Annotated in this window: 33 protein-coding genes; all 33 read right to left on the bottom strand. The window is 56.9% G+C overall.

Features of this window, described 5'->3' with window-relative positions; genetic code table 11:
* Positions 1-29 precede the first annotated feature (29 nt).
* Positions 30-308, bottom strand: a complete 279-nt coding sequence (locus PU634_RS10555; protein ID WP_306760754.1) for an HU family DNA-binding protein — start codon at positions 306-308, stop codon at positions 30-32.
* A gap of 65 nt (positions 309-373) precedes the next feature.
* Complete coding sequence (locus PU634_RS10550) at positions 374-1,240, bottom strand: hypothetical protein (RefSeq protein WP_306760753.1); 867 nt, start codon at positions 1,238-1,240, stop codon at positions 374-376.
* A gap of 137 nt (positions 1,241-1,377) precedes the next feature.
* Positions 1,378-2,883: a helicase-related protein gene (locus tag PU634_RS10545; RefSeq protein WP_306760752.1), complete on the bottom strand. Its 1,506-nt coding sequence runs from the start codon at positions 2,881-2,883 to the stop codon at positions 1,378-1,380.
* Positions 2,873-3,574: a hypothetical protein gene (locus PU634_RS10540; protein WP_306760751.1), complete on the bottom strand. Its 702-nt coding sequence runs from the start codon at positions 3,572-3,574 to the stop codon at positions 2,873-2,875. Before PU634_RS10540 ends, PU634_RS10545 begins: the two co-directional genes overlap by 11 nt.
* 117 nt (positions 3,575-3,691) lie before the next feature.
* The gene (locus PU634_RS10535) at positions 3,692-4,516 is read right to left on the bottom strand and encodes a hypothetical protein (RefSeq protein WP_306760750.1); all 825 of its coding nucleotides are present in this window, start codon (positions 4,514-4,516) and stop codon (positions 3,692-3,694) included.
* Complete coding sequence (locus tag PU634_RS10530; RefSeq protein ID WP_306760749.1) at positions 4,506-4,865, bottom strand: hypothetical protein; 360 nt, start codon at positions 4,863-4,865, stop codon at positions 4,506-4,508. Before PU634_RS10530 ends, PU634_RS10535 begins: the two co-directional genes overlap by 11 nt.
* Before the next feature lie 30 nt (positions 4,866-4,895).
* Positions 4,896-5,165: a hypothetical protein gene (locus PU634_RS10525; RefSeq protein ID WP_306760748.1), complete on the bottom strand. Its 270-nt coding sequence runs from the start codon at positions 5,163-5,165 to the stop codon at positions 4,896-4,898.
* A 22-nt stretch (positions 5,166-5,187) separates the two neighbouring features.
* Positions 5,188-5,793 carry a hypothetical protein gene (locus PU634_RS10520; protein WP_306760747.1) on the bottom strand — a complete coding sequence of 202 codons (606 nt, stop codon included), beginning with the start codon at positions 5,791-5,793 and terminating at the stop codon, positions 5,188-5,190.
* Positions 5,793-6,023 carry a hypothetical protein gene (locus tag PU634_RS10515; protein WP_306760746.1) on the bottom strand — a complete coding sequence of 77 codons (231 nt, stop codon included), beginning with the start codon at positions 6,021-6,023 and terminating at the stop codon, positions 5,793-5,795. The genes PU634_RS10520 and PU634_RS10515 overlap by 1 nt, the downstream gene beginning before the upstream one ends.
* Positions 6,023-6,229: a hypothetical protein gene (locus PU634_RS10510; protein WP_306760745.1), complete on the bottom strand. Its 207-nt coding sequence runs from the start codon at positions 6,227-6,229 to the stop codon at positions 6,023-6,025. Before PU634_RS10510 ends, PU634_RS10515 begins: the two co-directional genes overlap by 1 nt.
* A gap of 75 nt (positions 6,230-6,304) precedes the next feature.
* On the bottom strand, positions 6,305-7,066 hold the full coding sequence (locus PU634_RS10505; protein WP_306760744.1) for a hypothetical protein: 762 nt from the start codon (positions 7,064-7,066) through the stop codon (positions 6,305-6,307).
* Positions 7,059-7,577, bottom strand: a complete 519-nt coding sequence (locus PU634_RS10500; RefSeq protein WP_306760743.1) for a hypothetical protein — start codon at positions 7,575-7,577, stop codon at positions 7,059-7,061. Before PU634_RS10500 ends, PU634_RS10505 begins: the two co-directional genes overlap by 8 nt.
* 71 nt (positions 7,578-7,648) lie before the next feature.
* Positions 7,649-7,936, bottom strand: a complete 288-nt coding sequence (locus PU634_RS10495; protein ID WP_306760742.1) for a DUF5983 family protein — start codon at positions 7,934-7,936, stop codon at positions 7,649-7,651.
* Positions 7,937-7,938: 2 nt separating this feature from the next.
* Positions 7,939-8,346, bottom strand: coding sequence for a hypothetical protein (locus tag PU634_RS10490; RefSeq protein ID WP_306760741.1), 408 nt, complete (start codon positions 8,344-8,346; stop codon positions 7,939-7,941).
* A complete protein-coding gene (locus PU634_RS10485; protein ID WP_306760740.1) occupies positions 8,339-8,605 on the bottom strand; it encodes a hypothetical protein in 267 nt (88 codons plus the stop codon). Before PU634_RS10485 ends, PU634_RS10490 begins: the two co-directional genes overlap by 8 nt.
* Positions 8,596-9,411 (bottom strand): hypothetical protein, encoded by an 816-nt coding sequence (locus tag PU634_RS10480; RefSeq protein WP_306760739.1) that lies wholly within the window; start codon positions 9,409-9,411, stop codon positions 8,596-8,598. The genes PU634_RS10485 and PU634_RS10480 overlap by 10 nt, the downstream gene beginning before the upstream one ends.
* A gap of 74 nt (positions 9,412-9,485) precedes the next feature.
* On the bottom strand, positions 9,486-9,668 hold the full coding sequence (locus PU634_RS10475; protein ID WP_306760738.1) for a hypothetical protein: 183 nt from the start codon (positions 9,666-9,668) through the stop codon (positions 9,486-9,488).
* 64 nt (positions 9,669-9,732) lie between these two features.
* Entirely contained in the window at positions 9,733-10,056 is a 324-nt protein-coding gene (locus tag PU634_RS10470) for a hypothetical protein (protein WP_306760737.1), read from the bottom strand.
* Entirely contained in the window at positions 10,046-10,279 is a 234-nt protein-coding gene (locus tag PU634_RS10465; protein WP_306760736.1) for a hypothetical protein, read from the bottom strand. The genes PU634_RS10470 and PU634_RS10465 overlap by 11 nt, the downstream gene beginning before the upstream one ends.
* Positions 10,279-10,581: a hypothetical protein gene (locus tag PU634_RS10460; protein ID WP_306760735.1), complete on the bottom strand. Its 303-nt coding sequence runs from the start codon at positions 10,579-10,581 to the stop codon at positions 10,279-10,281. The genes PU634_RS10465 and PU634_RS10460 overlap by 1 nt, the downstream gene beginning before the upstream one ends.
* A gap of 170 nt (positions 10,582-10,751) precedes the next feature.
* On the bottom strand, positions 10,752-10,991 hold the full coding sequence (locus PU634_RS10455) for a hypothetical protein (RefSeq protein WP_306760734.1): 240 nt from the start codon (positions 10,989-10,991) through the stop codon (positions 10,752-10,754).
* Positions 10,988-11,155, bottom strand: a complete 168-nt coding sequence (locus tag PU634_RS10450; protein ID WP_306760733.1) for a hypothetical protein — start codon at positions 11,153-11,155, stop codon at positions 10,988-10,990. Before PU634_RS10450 ends, PU634_RS10455 begins: the two co-directional genes overlap by 4 nt.
* Positions 11,152-11,802: a hypothetical protein gene (locus PU634_RS10445; RefSeq protein WP_306760732.1), complete on the bottom strand. Its 651-nt coding sequence runs from the start codon at positions 11,800-11,802 to the stop codon at positions 11,152-11,154. Before PU634_RS10445 ends, PU634_RS10450 begins: the two co-directional genes overlap by 4 nt.
* Before the next feature lie 81 nt (positions 11,803-11,883).
* The gene (locus PU634_RS10440) at positions 11,884-12,552 is read right to left on the bottom strand and encodes a hypothetical protein (RefSeq protein WP_306760731.1); all 669 of its coding nucleotides are present in this window, start codon (positions 12,550-12,552) and stop codon (positions 11,884-11,886) included.
* A gap of 63 nt (positions 12,553-12,615) precedes the next feature.
* The gene (locus PU634_RS10435) at positions 12,616-13,005 is read right to left on the bottom strand and encodes a hypothetical protein (protein ID WP_306760730.1); all 390 of its coding nucleotides are present in this window, start codon (positions 13,003-13,005) and stop codon (positions 12,616-12,618) included.
* 9 nt (positions 13,006-13,014) lie between these two features.
* Positions 13,015-13,245 carry a hypothetical protein gene (locus tag PU634_RS10430; RefSeq protein ID WP_306760729.1) on the bottom strand — a complete coding sequence of 77 codons (231 nt, stop codon included), beginning with the start codon at positions 13,243-13,245 and terminating at the stop codon, positions 13,015-13,017.
* Positions 13,242-13,571 (bottom strand): hypothetical protein, encoded by a 330-nt coding sequence (locus PU634_RS10425; RefSeq protein WP_306760728.1) that lies wholly within the window; start codon positions 13,569-13,571, stop codon positions 13,242-13,244. The genes PU634_RS10430 and PU634_RS10425 overlap by 4 nt, the downstream gene beginning before the upstream one ends.
* Positions 13,572-13,635: 64 nt before the next feature.
* Entirely contained in the window at positions 13,636-13,998 is a 363-nt protein-coding gene (locus tag PU634_RS10420) for a hypothetical protein (RefSeq protein ID WP_306760727.1), read from the bottom strand.
* A 135-nt stretch (positions 13,999-14,133) separates the two neighbouring features.
* On the bottom strand, positions 14,134-14,433 hold the full coding sequence (locus tag PU634_RS10415) for a hypothetical protein (RefSeq protein ID WP_306760726.1): 300 nt from the start codon (positions 14,431-14,433) through the stop codon (positions 14,134-14,136).
* Positions 14,434-14,463: 30 nt separating this feature from the next.
* Positions 14,464-14,760 carry a hypothetical protein gene (locus tag PU634_RS10410; RefSeq protein WP_306760725.1) on the bottom strand — a complete coding sequence of 99 codons (297 nt, stop codon included), beginning with the start codon at positions 14,758-14,760 and terminating at the stop codon, positions 14,464-14,466.
* On the bottom strand, positions 14,753-15,082 hold the full coding sequence (locus tag PU634_RS10405; RefSeq protein WP_306760724.1) for a hypothetical protein: 330 nt from the start codon (positions 15,080-15,082) through the stop codon (positions 14,753-14,755). Before PU634_RS10405 ends, PU634_RS10410 begins: the two co-directional genes overlap by 8 nt.
* The gene (locus PU634_RS10400; RefSeq protein WP_306760723.1) at positions 15,079-15,522 is read right to left on the bottom strand and encodes a hypothetical protein; all 444 of its coding nucleotides are present in this window, start codon (positions 15,520-15,522) and stop codon (positions 15,079-15,081) included. The genes PU634_RS10405 and PU634_RS10400 overlap by 4 nt, the downstream gene beginning before the upstream one ends.
* A 90-nt stretch (positions 15,523-15,612) precedes the next feature.
* Entirely contained in the window at positions 15,613-16,032 is a 420-nt protein-coding gene (locus PU634_RS10395) for a hypothetical protein (RefSeq protein ID WP_306760722.1), read from the bottom strand.
* Positions 16,033-16,925: the final 893 nt, after the last annotated feature.

Here is a 16,925-nt window from a genome sequence, read left to right as displayed (position 1 = left end):
GGTGCCCCGGTATTCCGGGGCAACCTGTATTAACGCTTCAGAGCTTCCTTGAGCTTCTGGCTCGGGTTGAACTTCACCCGATAATGGGCAGGAACCACGGTCTCACGACCAAAGCCCTGATAGGTGCGAGCAGCGGTAGCAACGGGTTTCAAGGTACCCAGAGGAGACAGGGCGACGGACTCGCCGTGGGCTAAGCTGTTTGCAGTTAGGTCCAGAAACTTTTCCAGTGCAGCTTTAGCTTTAACCTGGCTGATGTCGGCGGCCTCAGCCATAGCAACAATGATTTCGCGTTTAGTCATCACAGTCATGAGATAGTCCTTGTTGATTTGGATTCGATCACAAGGGGGAGGAAATACCTCCCCCTGTTATGGCCTTAGGCCTGAGCGTCAGTCAGCAGCTCGTAGCGCAGGTTGCCCCACTTGTTACCAGCAGCGTTCTTCTTCGGCTCATTGGTGAGGCGAACAACCACACGCTGACCCAGCAGGCCCTTCATAGCCACCTGACGGTGGAAGGCCAGCCAGGAGTTCCAACCAGAGTAGGGGGTGGTGTAACCCAGACTGGTGCCGGCGGTGACGACGGTCTGGCCGTCAACATCCACAACGTCCTGAACCGCCATCATGGGGATTTGAACGGAGCGGAAAGGCTTGGCTGAGGGGTCCACGCTAATGGCAGTGGCCAGCGCCTGAGGCCAGCTCATGCCGTCCTGGCAGGACACACCATCGGTGGTGAAGTGGTATACGGCGGGGTTACCGTACCGGATACCCATACCCAGAACGAAACCCACGTTCTCGGTCATATCGATCTCAACAATCGCCTCTCGGATGATGGCGTCGTGGTCGCCCACGGTCATGCCCTGGTAGTCAGGCTTGAACCACTGTTCGACGGACAGACCCATAGCGGCCATGGATTCCATGGTGAAGGTCTGAGGCGCGGCAAACTGCTGCAGGTGAGCCGGCAGGGCGGGCTGGCCAGCGGGGGCCTGAGCCGGCATTTGCTGCTGAGGAGCCTGCTGATAGTGTTGGGCAACCTGAGGGTGCATGTGACCCTGAACCGGCGCCTGTTGAGCCTGAGGCTGATATTGGGGCTGAGCGTGAGCCTGCGGCTGGTACTGCTGCTGAGGCTGAGCCTGAGGCTGTTCAAAATTCTGAGCTTGCGGCTGCTCGAAGGTCTGGCCCTGGGGCTGGGTGAAAGATTGAGCTTGGGCGTTGGCGTCAGCCAGCATCTGATCGATGTTGTTCATAATTTTCTCCAGATTTTTGGATTCGAGATTCGAGATTCGAGATTAAGATTCGAGATTACGAAGTCAGGCCCAGTAGGCGCTGACGGGCATATAATCGTTGACGTTTGATCCCACGTCAAGGGCGTATGTGAAATTTGTTAACCGGACATAAAATCACCTCCCATCATAGAGTTAGATTGCACAATATGGACTTGTGTGTCGTCCTTGAACACCTTGGTTCGGTCCTTGCTCTTGCTGTTCGCAATGTGGGCGATACGCTGATCTATGCTGTTGCGATACTGCAGCACATAGATTTTCAGCGGGGTGTCTCGCTTGCCCCTCAGAGCCCGGCGGTAGGCCTGAATGAAGCTGCTGTCCTGATAGTCGATGCTGTTGAATATCAGGGTATCGACGTGACTCCAGTTGAAGCCAACGCCGGCGACCTCGGGACTACACACCATCACGTCCAGGAACCGGGATCGGAACTCGCTGTCAGCCTTGGCCCGGGCATTCCCTGTGACGGTGCCGTTAAGCAGACCGACCTTGGCCCCCAGACTCTCAGCCAGGGCGACAATCTGGTTCTGAGCCTCACGGGTGACCTCAAAAATGACCAGCGCCTTGTTGGCGTCCAGCGCACTCTGGATATGCACTCGTAAGTGGTCCGGCTTGGTATCGCCGCTGTTCATCGGGATTCCAAAGGTCTCCGGGTGCTGCATGATTTGCCGGCACCGCATGACGGCCACCGCCGGGGTGCCCGCTTCGATAAACCCATCCTCCAGCTCCAGCAGTGCCGTTTCCTCCATCTCGGCGTAGGCCCGGCGCTGGGCAGGGCTCATGGTGCAAAGCTCCACGAAAACCTGCTTGTTCTCTGCACCGTAAGCATCCTCAAAGGTCACCCGAACCGAATGCTTCATCAGGATCTGGGCCAGATGCTCATGGTTCTTCCAGAGCCATGGCTTGCCGTAATCGTCCAGCAAGGCGTGGGTGGCCATGAAGTTGTCGTAAGTGCCGTAATACCGGGGCTCGATCACGTTGATAGCCGGGTAGGCCGAGTTCAGTCGGCCGTCGATCAGGGTACCGGTCATCGGCAAGAACCAGGGTATGCGGCGCATGGCCTGATACATCTCCAGAGTGCGCTTGGCGCCGTGGACCTTGCCCCGGTACATCCAACCATGGGTGCTGAAACCAAGATGCCACTCATCCACCACCAGACTTTGGATCTGGGGGTGACACTCCAGCAGTTGCCGCCAGTTCCGGGCAAAGGCGTCGAACCCCATCAGGAACACCTTGGCGTCGGTGGCCATCTGCTTGTCCCGTTGCTTGGGGTTGCCGTCGAAAATCACCACGTCATCGGGCATGAAGTTCGACCACAGCAGCAGTTCTTCCCAGTTTTTCACCAGCAGCGATTTGGGCATGGCCCAGATGCTCTTGATGCCTTCGCTGGCCCACAGGCCGTACATGTACACGGCAGCAGGGCAGGTCTTACCGGTGCCGGGGTGGGACAAATCCATCTTGCGCTCCTCGGCAAAGAACCGGGCCAGGTGCGTTTTCTGGTAGTCCCGCAGGGAAAGCGTCTCACGACGCTCCTTCAGCTCGTTAACGTCCACCCAGGTGGGTTGGTTGGGGATAGCGGCTGACGCCGCTGGTTTACGTTTAGAGGTCATGGTCCAGTTCGACTCCCTGACAATACCGGCGGATCAGGTAAGAACCGATCTGCTCCAACGGCAGACCCACCAATGTCTGCACGTCACATTCCTGCAGCTTGGTTTCCACACGTTCCACCCCGGGCGGCAACACCTGGAAACTGGAACCGACCAGCAGCAAGGGGCGGGAGTAGACCTGGGCCAACTCCAGCGACTGTTGGATTTTCTGGCTGTCGTCCATGGTGCCGCCATACAGCACCATCGGGTGAAGGTTGGTCAGCACCAATTGGGATTTGAGCTGAGCGGCGGTGACGCTCCACAGGGGGCGCACCCAGCTGTACACCGGGCTGGACAACCGTTCCAGACAGCGCAGCAGCACGGACAGGTCGAGGTTGTCGGGAGTCGCCAGGTAATACGCGCTCTGAGGCCGTGGGAGCGGCAGCAGGGCGTTCACAAGGGGATCGGCCATGTAAGCCCTAAACTTGTCCCAGTGAGGCCGTGCAGGCTCTCTCAGGCCCGCTCCTGGGGGAATGGCGTGGGAGCATTTGCCTTTGAGGTGATTCACCTTGCCATCGGGGTTCCCACCCTTCAGGCCAACGAACTGGGCACCGTCGAGGGTAATGTCCTGATGCAGGTACCAGACGCCATCCGAGGCCTTGTGCAGGCCGAAGCAGGGCAAGGGAGCCCGAGTATCGGTTTGAGGTTTCAACATGAGGTCTCCAGTTTGGATTCGTGCCACCCTATTTAGAAATGGTGGAAAGACATTATTAATAGAAATAGGGTGGCACAATTCGCTTATTTTTTAAGCGTTCCACCCTGTTTTTCAGGCTCAGCTTGCCGCTTTCAGGCTCTGCTCTCTCACCGCCAGCTTCACATCCTGCGGGATCTTGATCTTGTTTCGCTCGCAGTAGTCCACCAGCAGACTGGCCACTTCCCGGCTCACCCGAGCCGGCGGGACGGTGTTCTTGGTGCTGCCCCAGCTGATCCCGCCTTCCATGTTCAAGCATCCCTGACGCATAACGCCGGCGGTCTTGTGATAGAACTCGACGACCGGAACATGCGGAACCAGATCATCGGTGTTGTCCTCTTTCGGGCGAATGTAGCTGACCAGCTTCACCAGATGACCATCGATAGGATCCTTGTAAACGGGGTAGATCCCTTTCTCCACACCATCCTTGGCCGCCTTCTGGATTTGCTTCTGAAGCTCGACGTTCTTGGCTTTTAACGCCACATTTGCGGCTTTTAGCTCCTCGTTTTTGGCCTTCAGGGTTTTGTTGTGCTTGGCCAGCCGGGTGGGATCCAGGCTGCGGAGATCTTTGAGCTGACGTTCCGTTTCCTTGAGCTTACGCTTCGCGTCCAGATGCTGCTGGGCCTGCTCATTACGCTGCAGCTGGGCCTTCTCCACCTCTTTTTTGAAGTGCCGGATGGTTTCTTCGTGCGCCGCTTCAGCTTTGGCCAGCTGGTCTTTCGCTGACATTAAGGCCAGTTCCAGGCGGTCTCGCTCGTCCAGTAGCTCGTTAAACTCCTGGGCCTCGTCGTTGTACAGGGCTTTGGCTTGGGCGGCCAGGTTGTGAATTTGAAACAGTACGTCTTGCATGTTGTTCTCCAATTCGGATTCGTGGCCGGGGTTGCCGGCAGGTACTTCATCGATCATTCTTGGGTAGCCAGTATTCCAACGACATCCCCGTGATGTCGCTGAGGTGTTCCAGATCAGCCAGCAGTAACGGGTACTGGCCGGCGATCAGTTTTCGGTACTTGGTCAGGCTGTAATGCAGCCGGCGGCAGAACTCCCGCTCAGTCAGTTCGGGGTCCATCAGACGGTAATGCTCCACTTTGAGCCCTACCTGCTGATGCCAGGGACTGATAGGGGTAGTGTCGTATCCTCGAAAGTGCAATTCCTTGCTGGCCGCTGCCCATTCCTCAGGCTTCTTACGGCCTGACAGGAGCTGCCAGAAGGCCACCGGCTGGTGAGGGTATCGTTGCAACCAGTATTCGTTGTCCATGGCTTACAGGCCCCCTCAGGGGCCTTCTCCTTACTGTAGAGTGGTGGGTGCCGTGGTCTTCAGGTACATCTCGGCTTTAACCTTGCCAAAATCGTAGGTCTTGGGAAGGTCAAACTCCTCAGCCAGGGCATCAAGCCCCGCATAGGCCATCATCAGGCTCTGGTAGTCGGGGATCGTCTTGGCGTTTTCCTCCGAGATGATGCGGTTAAACACCGCCGCTCGTTGTAGAACCTGAGCCAGGTCTTCAGGACTTAACTGCCCCATGGCTTGGGCAAGCTCTGTAGGGGAGGCACATTGCATCGGTGGTACTCCTATAGAAGGGTTAATCGAGAAAGGTGAACTCATCATCGTCAAGCTGAGGCAGCGCGGCCTCCGGCTCCGAGGTGAGATTGTTCAGTTGGGGTTTATCCCGCTGTTTGGACAACATCTGCCATTCAAACCACAGATTATCCCCCAACAGCATCTTCAGGTAGATCCGCTTGGTATTTCCCGGCCAGTGGTACCAGGGATTAACATTGAACCCCCTGAACCTCTGGTGTGGGCGTCTCAGGCCAATCCAACGGCAAGACATCCTCCGGCTGTCTATCAGCTCAGGATACATCCACATCCAGATGGCGTGTTCGGCCCTCAACCGTCGTTCACTGCCCCAGGCACCGTGGTACAACGGCATTTGCAGGTATGGCTCTCCTTGGTCATTGATAGGGCCAGGCCAAGAGAAAGGCTTGTCGGGCCGGAAAGCCAAAAGGCGGAGGTCACGCCATCGGTTAAGCCGGCGGCGGCCGATACCCTGTTCAAGCATGGCGGCTTCGACCACACGGTACCAATTATAATCGGGCGCCGGCCGGGCAAGGTCCGACATCCCAGGATCCCAGAACCGGTCAGGTAACCGATGAGGATCCTGGATCCAGTCAGGAAAGCGGGTAATCATTATGCGACACCCCGAACCAGCCTTAGCTGATCGGAAGGAACCTCTGTCCGTGGCAGGTGCCGCAGCTCCATACCGTAGTAGGTACGGTTACCACGGTGAAAATGGGCGAGGTCATACCCTTTGTCTTCAAGCACTATCTGGGCGGCTTCGCCAAGACTGGAGGCCCCAGCTGACCCCAGGTACTTGGGGTGACCATCATCCAACACCAGAAAAACATTGAAATACGTCATCAGCAGCCCTCCGAACGAACCAGTAAGGGTTGACGGTTGCGGCGGATCAGCTCTTTGTTGATGTCGTTGAAACGGAGTCGAGCCTCACGCTCTGCTCGCATACAGTCCAGGTGGTAGTCGTAGGCCTTGTGGGCGAGCTTATACAGCTTCTCGTCGCTGCATTCGGTTAAGGATTCAAAATCCTCGATAGCGAAAGGATGGGGCATGGTGTTCTCCAATTTGGATTCAAAAGGCCGGGGGTCGCCGGCCTGTAGCTATTTTCGGGAAGTTTTGGGGAGGGGTCAAGCCATCTCAGCCTGTTGGTAACTGATCCAGCAGTCCAGCAGTTGCCGCACCATCTCCACTTCCTGGCCGGGGATCAGGCTGATCTTCACATCCCCGCCCTGATTACGATACCGGGCCTCAATCTCCCGAACACCCCAGCCTCGATCCTCCACCAGGGAGATAACCGGGGTGAACGCAGGAACGGTCATAACAACCACACCCCCCTCGGCATAATCAAAACCGGGCCGAAAATCGAACTCGGTGTAGTCCTTTCCAAGGCGCCGGCGCAGTTCAAACCGTGAGTCGTGACGGGCTCCGTCCCAGCGCAGCCGGGGCTCTGACGTAGGGCGAGATTCCGCAGCTTCGGGCATGGTTTGCACCATCAGGTCGTAAATCTGATCCAAGGTCTCCCTGTAGGATTCGTCCTTGGTCTGGGCTTCCCGAAAGAGCTGCCCAGTGATTTCGGCGCTGACGCCCAGCTTGCGCCATACCTCAGCGGCGGCTTTGGTCACGTCCCGGCCGCGCCCCACGCTGCATTCCAGCCAGCCGCCCTCGGCCTGATGTGGCCGGATATAGCGTTTAAAGCGGGTGTGGCCCCCCGACACCGAGACTTTCACCCGGTCCATGTGGTTGTATTCGATTTCCGCGAACAGCCTCCAGTTCGGGTGACGAAGTGAGGCACTTCGGGTCAGGGTGGGGCTGTCGTGGACGGCTTTTACCTCGGCGCCCAGCGCCTCGGCCAGTTGCTCGATGGTGAACAGTTCAGTGGATTTACTCATGGTCGTTCTCCAGTTCGCTTTTGGATTCGATGGGTGACGCCTTAATCCGAGCAGGCGTCAAATAGGTGTCCAGCTTGCCCAGCTCGGCGTACTTGGTGAAGTAGCGGGCCTCGGGCTCAAACCCCCACCGGCACACCTGCAGCACGATGTTGCCTGTCTGCCGCTCCGACAGATTGAACCGCTCGAATAGGGTGTTAAGGCCCGTCCAGTTCTCCGGCGGCAACACCTCCAGCAGCTCCCAGAAGCGTTCAGCGGAGATTTCCTGAATAGGCTTGTCCAGGTACTGTTTTTTCTCCCAGGCCATCAGCAGGGCGTTGAACTCGTCATCTGTCAGCAGCTCCAGGTGCTGCTTCTCAGGCAGCGCCAGGTACTCCTCGGGGGTCAGCAGCCGGCCACGCTCAGGGCAGCGGCTGTAGGCCACCCGAACAACGCCCTCGGCATCAGTGGTGGTGTGAGTGTGGGCATAGCCCTGAAAGTTGTTGCGATCAACGATCCATTGCATATCGTGCATGGTGGTACTCCAGTTTGGATTCGAGGCCGGCGTGACGCCGGCGGGGTGGGGTTCAGGGTTGAACCCCGGGTTTACCAATCGTATGTTGGGAGGTCTTCAATCGTCTCAACATCACGGTCCAGCAGCAGCCACTGGGCACCACGTTCCCGAACGTAGTCCAGCACCCAGGGGAGGCTGGTTAGCGGTAACTGGCATTCGGCAATGGCGTCCTGCATCAACTCCACCTGCATCATGAAGCCGTAACCTCGGTTCCACAATCGTTCCTCCATGTGCAGTTCCCGGGCCAGTTGCTCCAGTCGTCGGGCATCAGGCTCGCTGATGTGGCCGGTGCTCAGCAGCACCAATTTTTCCTGTTCCATCATCATTCTCCATAAATCAGCAGGTCATCGCCCAGGTACAGATGTATCTCTGAATACTGCTCAGCGGCCTGTGTGAGGAGTTGACCTTCCGAACCGTAGCCACGGTCCCAGAAACCAGAACCGTGGCCGTTGCGGGTCAGCCAAAAATCGTGCCCCATCTGCACCCAATCGGTGTAATGCTTGATACACAGGTTCTGCATCCGGGCGAAATGGGTCTGCCAGAAGGCTTTACAATCGGCCCACGCCTGCTGTTGGAACGCAGGGGACGGCTCGAACTCGACCAGGCTTTCCAACAACTCACCGGAGAAAGGATGGGTAGACCCGGTGGCCCAGGTGGCACAGATCAGGTATCCCCGGTAAAAGTCCACCAGCTCGGCGTCGGGCGGGTCGAATTGCAGAAAATCAAGCATCAGTCTTCTCCTCAACGTAACAGTGGTGGCGGGCACCAGCGTCAATGTCGCCGCAGCAGTCGCAGGGCTGGTTGTCGAACTCTTTGTCCAGATCCTGGTCACCCAGACTGACCCAGCCCAGCTCGGCCAGGCCGGCGTTGATCTCCTCCATTCGGCGCTCGGCTTCCTCGGGGCCGTAGTGGTAGTCCAGCCCGGAGTAGTCGTTGTTGGCTATCGCCATGAGACAGTCAACGCAGACGTAGATGTCCTTTAGTGCCATGAGACCTCCCTATCGGCAGTCAGCCACTCGTCCGGCCAATGACCAGCCATACCGTTCTCATTTGGTTCGTCGGGGTCACCATAGAACCCCCAGCAGGAGTCCAGAAACACCCCATCCTCCGGGTCTTCGTCCTCATCATGCTCATAGGCTTCGAACCCCCAGACGTTGCCGGTCAGGTATAGGTCGTAGACCTCGACCTCGGCCCGGAGATAGTCGCCCACCTTTTCGGCTCGCGCCGGCGTTATCCGCTTCCAATCGGTCCAGCTTTCAAGCACCTCCCGGTAGGTCACGAAGATCCAGCCGACCTGGCCACTGTCCCAAGGGCAGCCGAAGCTACCGGTGGACATCGTGATACCACTGTGGTCGTAGAGGTAGAGCGGCAGATAAATCAGCCGCATTTCGTAAGGCACCAGATGCTCGTACTCCTGATAGATGGCCAGAGCTTGACCCGGGTCTTCCTTGTCGAGGTAGAAGGGATTGGGAACGACCCCCCAACCCTCACAGGTGGCGCAGTTATCACCTCCGTATCGGCCCAGGTGACTGCACCGAGGACACGCTAATTCACTGTCATAGGCGGTATAACCCTCACGAACGGAGGCTGCCCGACGATGTTTCATGATGGCTGTCAGGGCATCATGCAGGACATCGAAAAAATACTCCTGGCCCCCCTCATCACCCAGGTTGTAGCTGCGGTGCCAACACGCCATGGTGGCAAAGTTATCCCAGCTGCGGGGGCTTTCAGCATCGTGGTCAGGACAGATTCGAATAGTGACCTTCTTGTTGAGGTCGTGGTCTAATACAGTCATGGGTGGTACTCCAGTTTGGATTCAAGGCCGGCGGCGAGCCGGCGAGGTGGGGTTCAAGGTTGAACCCCGGTCAGTTACAGGGCCTCAGCCCCGGGGTGGTAGGGGTATTCGTCTACAAAGCGTTGGCAGAGCCGGGCGACAGTGTGAAAAGCGTGAATTTCTTCCTCACACATATCATCAAAGTCCACTTCGTTGTGCTCCAGAACATCAACGCAGTCCGCCAGGTCGGGAAGGGTATTACGGAACAGTTCGCTCATCGTTATCTCCTTGGATTCAAAGGGGTTCAAGGTTGAACCCCTGGAGATTATCGACGATTGCAACTTATGAACCAAGCGTCTCCTGAATCACCTTCAAGAACCTTCTTCCTTTAGGCGTTAACAGGAGTGCCCGCTCTTTGCCCCTGAGTTTGTCGCCCCAACACAACACATTCGCTCCGTTGTAACCACGGTTTGAGGCTCCTAGCATCAGCTGTCTGATAGCCCCGTAGTAAGTGGAATACTCAGGGTTGCCGGGCTCAACTCCAAAAATATCGAACACTCCCAGACCTTGCTTTTCAGCACATTGCAAGAAGACTGATAGTTGGAAGGTTGATAACACACCATAGTCTTTGGCCGCCATGGCGACCTGTGAGACTTTACTGATCACATTGTCCTCTCAATTCAGGCGTCCATTTAAACTTCCAGTGCCGCCCGCCACCGCAGCCGGGGACGAACAGGCTCACGCCTAACACCTTGGCTTTCTCTTTCACGGCCTTGTGGGTGCGGCCGAACTCCTCGGCCATTACTGGTGCCGGCACCTTGCCGGCCCATCGCTTGAGGTTTTCCAGATCCTGACGAGGCCAGGGCCGGCGATTTCCTGGGCAAGCCATCAAACCCCCTCCAGCAGCTTATCCACTGCAGCCAGCTTGTCGTTGATCTTGTCCAACTCTTGGTGCAGGTTAATATATTCTACCTGCAGGGCACCTTCGAAGGCAGCCAAGGTATCAGGATCTTCCAGCAGCAGGCAGGGCGAATGGTCTAAGGCTCCCCCGTTCAGGGTAAGGGTCGCCCCCTCATTGAGATTGAGATCCTGCAACCCTTTGGTGAAATGCCCAATCATGCTCATTCTGGCGACCAGTGCGTCCCGTCGGGTCAGTAAGGCGTCCAGTTTGGATTCGGTTTTGTTGTTCACAGTGTTCTCCTGTTTGGATTCGATAACGGGCTCTTTAGCCCAAGGGATGTAATAGCCCACAGTGTTATAGCGCCGGCTTGGTTGGTTTCGCTCTTGCCGGCGCCGGCGCTTGACCTCCTCCCACCTTTCAATCCGGGTTCGGAGGATATGCTTTTGGGACTCATGAAGCATCAGGACACCTCCTCGGCGGCCTGCTTCAGCAAGGACACCGCCTCATCACCCAGTTCATCGGATTCAGCCTGCTCCACCAGTTCCCGGGCAAACCGCTCCAGCTGTACCGGCTGCAGACGTTTGGTGGCCAGCAACAACCATTCCCACAACAGGTCGGCTTCGTCCATGGTGTGTTGGGTGTGCTCCCGCCGAACATCGTTCAGCAGGCACAGGAAATTTTCTTCATTTGGCAGCATCATTCCTCCTCGTCGTCTGGTATCTCTTCTAGCCGAAGGTAGGCTTCCTCCAACGCATCCAGTTCATCATCGCTGACCAACCCTTCATTGTTCAGCCGGTCGTACAGGTAGCGCAGCTGAGTACCCAGGTCGTCGTTGCTCATGCGGGGCCAGTTGATGTTACTCATATCGCCACCTCCAGACCCTCGTTCAGGTCGTCAAATTGCGCTGAAATCCAGCCGCCGTCAGTGCAATCATGCACCGTCTCATGCGGGGCCACAGCGGGGGCGTTGACCACCTGCATCACTTCCCACCGGCCTCGGGCTTTAATACGCACCGTGGCTGAGCAGCAGGCCGTCACTTCGTCCCAGGCAGCCTTCAAAGTCCGAACATCCATAAACTCATCGTCGTCCTCGTAGGCCACCTCCACCGGATGCCCCGCCCGGAATGCTCGGTTTAGGATTTCATACGCCAGGTTGTGCCGGCCATCTTGCCGGGGCAACGTCAGCACCAGACCGTGTTCCATGCAGTAGTCGAAGAACACGGACTCGGAAAAACCGTTTTGCTCAGGCCAGTATTCCTCCTGCCACAAACGAGCGGCCAAGGCCTCGGTGTGATCGTAATCCCACACACCATCGTAAACATCCCAATCGATATATTTATCCACCAGTTGACCGACCCGGCTGCAGGTATCCACCAGGCTGGCCATCAGGCCAATTTCACCTCCCCAGGGCTCGCAGTTAAAGTCCTCGTCCTGCAGCTGGGCTTTGTAGGAATCGTCCCACATCTCTACCAACAGGTAGCCGGCAGTCGTGTTGAAGGGGTTGTTGCTCATGTTGTTCTCCAGTTTGGATTCAGGCCGGCGGGTCTCGCCGGCGGGGTGGTGGGGGTCAAGGTTGAACCCCCAAATTCTGGGTTACTTGTCAGAAACCCTCTCCTTGTAGTCAGCGAGAATCTTCTGGGCTCGCTCAAACTCGGTCTTGAACGCGGCCAGATGGTTGGCTGCAAGATCCAAGGCCCGCTCCAGATTGACTGCCTGATCTTCAACGTCACTGAGCAGGTCGCACAGCTCGTCATACTCGTCGTCAATGCCTTCCAGGTCTTCATTGTCAGTCCAACGCTCGAATGCCAGCTCATACTCTCGGGGGCGTAGGTCCTTCAGTACCTCAGAGGCCGGAATATCCGTGGAAGCCACTTCCACGTTAAACTCCTCATCAAGGTATTCGTCAAAAGCCTCCCGAAACTCGTAGCCGAACCTGAAGTTATCCTTCTCGGACAGCAGATCGGTGTGTTTGTCCTGAATGTGGAGGAGCTGGTCGCTCATCTCATCGATCTGGGCCTGAAGGTCATAACAAGGAGAGGGGGACTGTACCATCGGAACATACTGAAACTGCCCCGGCTTAAAGCACCAGCGGTGACTTGGGCTCAGGTCATAAGGCTCCGGGGCACCCACCTTAATCAGCTCCTCGTAGGTGACGGAGATGGCACCTTTAATATCTCGGTGAGGCTCGGCCGTGACCTCCACAGGGAAAGTCATCCCGCTCAGAAAGGCATACCCGGCATCAGTCAATAATTGGACTCGCATGTTGTTCTCCAGTTTGGATTCGAAATAGGGTGGAACAGGGGGCTCAAGGTTGAGCCCCTTCAATCAGGCGGCGCCGGCAGACATATCAAGGCCACCCGGCACCATCACAAAGCGACCGTCCTCCATCTCGGCTTGTGACCGCATCCAGATCAGGCCGTCGCTCACCGCCTCATACAGGTAGGCCGGCTCGCCGGTGGCTTCCAACCGGTGCTTATCCGGTAATCCCCGAATGTGGTAGCAGCCGCCTGTCTTCACATGGCGAACCAAATCACCAACGCTGAAGCTGTATCGGTCAGCCTCATCCAGCATCTCATTGCCCATCTCCACCAGTCGGTCGGTGATACCTTTCAGGGTTCCAGGTTGAACCCCTTCAATCTCCTCGGGGTACCACAGCACCACCAAACAGCCGTGTTTACGAAGGAGGCTCACGGCCTCCTCAATTTGCTTTGCCATGTTCTCTCCTCAATGCAGGGTCACGTCCTCGGCACGGGCCGCAACACGGCGCCGAACCTGAGACACGAAATTCTTCACTACCCGGTGGTCGCCGGGGGTCTTGCTAATAAAGTGGGTGGAGCCGTCCTCCAGTTCAAAGGCCAAATGCCCCTTGCTGGTGTAACTCCATCCCGTGGCCATAAAGCCGGCTTTCTCTAACGAGTTTTCAATGGTTCGAACGTATTTGTTTATCCCGCTCATAGGTGTAAGGTTTCCTCAGGTCTTGTTTTAAGGCCAAAACTGGCCGGGTGGACCCGAACGTAGTAGTGCAGGTATCTTCCGCACTCAGGTTCGGGGTAGGCCTGCAGTATCTCCCCACACAGACGGGTGAACCGCTGAATCGCCGTCTCATCGTGCTTGTCCTCATGCCGACGTACCACGCCGGGCTGCCACGGGCCAAAGGGGTACAGCTTGCAGGGGCAAAATAAGACGTCCTCGCCCCGACTGTAGGCCACCAAAGCCACATCCTTACGCACACGGCGCCATTTACCGTTCTTGGGATCGTTGATGATGTCGAGTTGTGCCATGTTGTTTCTCCAGTTTGGATTCAAAGGCCGGGGATACCCCCGGCATAGGGTGGAACAGAGGGGTTTATGGTTGAGCCCCAATCATCATGTCGGCATGGTCGCGGAGACCAATCAGGCCTCGGCAGTTGTACAAGGAACGTCCCAGCTTCTTGTTGTTCCGAAGCAGGGTCACAATCTTGCCCAGCATCAGCACCGGGTCGGGTTCATCGAGAATCGAGAAGGCGTAGCCCTCGGCATCACGACCATACAGCGTCCAGAAGTGCTCGGTGACCAGACAATCGTCCTCCGGGTGGGGTGACTTGAACTCGGTGCCCACCGCCACACACTCACCGGGACTCCCGTCTTCCAGGTACTTGCTCTCCCACACATACTCCAGCTCCAGGCTCTCGGCCTTGGCCAGTAAGTCTCGAACGCGCTGAATATCCATCACACCCCCTTCAACAGGTTGAGGAACAAGGCGGTACCCATAAGGCCGGTCACCACCCAATAGGCCCAAAAACAGATTTTTTGCATGGTTGCTCTCCAGTTTGGATTCGAAGGGGCTCAAGGTTGAGCCCCGGTTTCAGTTTTCTTCCACATCCCAGCGCGGGTCCCACCACACGCTGTCGATTTCAATAAAGGGGTCGCCGTGCCGGGGGTGCTCCGGGTTGGTGTGGGTGGTCAATTGCCCTGACACCAGGCCACGGGCAATCAACACACCATCCGCCTTTTCCAGTAAGGTCTGCTGTTCCACCCTGTTCAGGTTGGCCGGCGCTTTTAACGCCACGGTGCAGAACTTCCATCCCAACCGGCGACAGTGGTAGGTCAGGCCCAGATCAGCAGACACCTGTTTGATGGTGTTTACAATTTGACGGTCGTCCATCGTCGTTCTCCTCGTGGATTCGAAGGGGGTTCAGGCTTGAACCCCAACAATTTGCTTGGCCTCAGCCAGGTATCTTTCAGGAATCAAGGCTTCAGCATGATCCAGCTTCCCCCCAAATGGGGTGGCACAGCGCCAAGTCAGTTGCACATCATGGCCATCAGCCGCTATCACCATCTCGCCACCGTAACTGGTGGTCATCAGGCCCAGTTGGGAAGCCAGCTTAAAGAACTGGCTTAGCTCCATCGGAATAATTTCACAGCTCATGAATGACTCCTCGCTTTTGGGTGGTTGGCTCTTGGTTGACGATTCGGTGCGGGGATCACTCATATCCCTTCTCCCTCAAATAACGGGCGGCGTGGGCCGCAAAGTCTCGGCGCAGGGCACCGTATTCTCCTACCCAGAGGTCAGGGGATCTTTGAAAGGCATCTTGTGGATCCTGGGAAGGGTTCGTTGAGGGGATGGGATACATCCTCGAGCCGGTGGCAAGTGGATGAGCCTGTAAAGAGACAAACAGTATGGCTGTGGTGTAGTCCCGCGCAGTTTTATAAATGTCTGCGCAAATACCCAAATCCCGGTCATAAGGTTCACCACCTGCCGCCAGGTATTCCAGCCGGGTGACCATGGTCCACTTCACAATCTCGTTGCTCATGAGTGAGACCCCCACTGCGGCTCACGGATGGTGCCGTGGTTAATCAGACCACCATGCAGGTAGTGACGCTCACCCACTGAAACGTGGGTGTAGTCCCAATACCATTCGAGGTTGGCCGGCGGCTTCACCCCACAGAAGGCACCGCGCAGATACTCAAACGTCGTGGAACCCGAGCTGTCTTGCTGAACTCCCACACGGGCCGGCTTCCAGGCCCAGGAGATATCCTTGGCCACGGCCAGCCCGGTTTCCTCGTCCACTTCCACATCGGCAGGGTTGATGTACACGGCCACCACGGTGTCGGGGTACATCATCCACTCCAACAGGTAGTCGGTGAATTTCTTCTCCCGCCGGTGAGGGTGGTACAGGGCGTGGTGCTGCTCAAAGCACAGGGTCTGGGTCAGGATGACCCGGGTGTAGTCGTTCATCTCTAAGTTCATCATAAGGTCGTTCTCCAGTTCGGATTCAAATAGGGTGGAACACGTCAAAGGTGTTTCACATGGAACACATGTCAGAATAGGGTGGCACAGGGTTCAAGATTGAACCCCAACGCCGGCGTTCTTCACCGCCTGCTCCAGCATCGGGATCAGCTCGTCCTCACGCACCTCCATCAGGTTGTAACCCCCGATGATGGTGCGGAACATCAGACGCAGGTAAATACGTCCATCCTGCGACTTCACCAGTTCCAGATAGTGGTAATGGTTGAACGCCTTCAAGTCCCCGCCGTAGATGGAACGCTCGTCCAGGATTTGAGACATCACCGGCGTCAACGCAACGTGAAACCACCCCTTAACGTCCAACTGATCCAGCTTGAACGTGTGCAGATACCCCCAGTCAGTGTCCATCGGGGGATGGTTGACCCCGTAAGGCGTGAACTGCACGTCGCTAATCAGCTCGGACAAATCACCGGCGTAGGCCGGACGGTACCGGCCCTGATACTCAAGTTTTTGCATGGGTCGTACTCCAATTCAGATTCAAAGCCACCCCAAACCGAATGGGGTGGAACATCGGGGCTCAAGGGTGAACCCCGATAGGGTGGAACAACCCCCCTCATTTTCCATCCGCAATAGGGTGGAACATCAGAGCGCCGGCGGCTGGATAGCCGAGAGCAAGTGCCGACGTCTCACCATCGGTACCAGCTTCCAACCATACTCACGCCGACCATCTCGAACACGCCAAGTGCGCCGGACTACCCATCGGTCAGGCCCCCCTTTGAGGTGTACCATCCGGTGGGCAGCCAGCTCACAGCCGTAGAAGTTATCCCGGCTCACAGCATTGTCCCCCGTGGAACAGGACGCAGACCTTGACGGCCACGGATCAGGTACTGTTTACGCTCAGCCTCGCTCAGTTTTTCCGCTCGCCACTCGCCTTTCCGGTTCAGACAAACAGGGAAGGTCAGACTGTCGAGCATTGTTAAAACGAGGCCCGTGGAAACGAGTCGCTGATTCTTGGGATTACGCCGAAAGACCGGCATACGAGACACAACTGTGCCCTGAGGGGTAGGTAAGGTTTGCATCGGTTATCTCCAAAATCTGGATTCGTGCTGGCCCGCCCAAAACAGGGCGCAGGCCAAGCGGTTCGGAAAATACGTCGGTCAGACTCTAGCTGTCAACTCCGACCAGCTATCCCGACCAATAGGGTGGAACACAGGGGGTTCATCCTTGAACCCCCGCCAACGGAAATAGGGTGGCACAAGTCAAAAATTACCACCGGGTTGAAAAAACTGTCCAAATCCAGCTCACGCGGAACTACCTCACCCACGACCACCACCACGGAAATAGGGTGGAACACGCCACACAACACGCCGACGGAAATAGGGTGGCACACACCCAAGAGGTCGGCGTGA

Source organism: Oceanimonas pelagia (assembly GCF_030849025.1).
GTDB classification, from domain to species: Bacteria; Pseudomonadota; Gammaproteobacteria; order Enterobacterales; family Aeromonadaceae; genus Oceanimonas; species Oceanimonas pelagia.
Note: the sequence above shows the minus strand (reverse complement) of the source record. Positions and strands in the feature narration are given on the sequence as shown.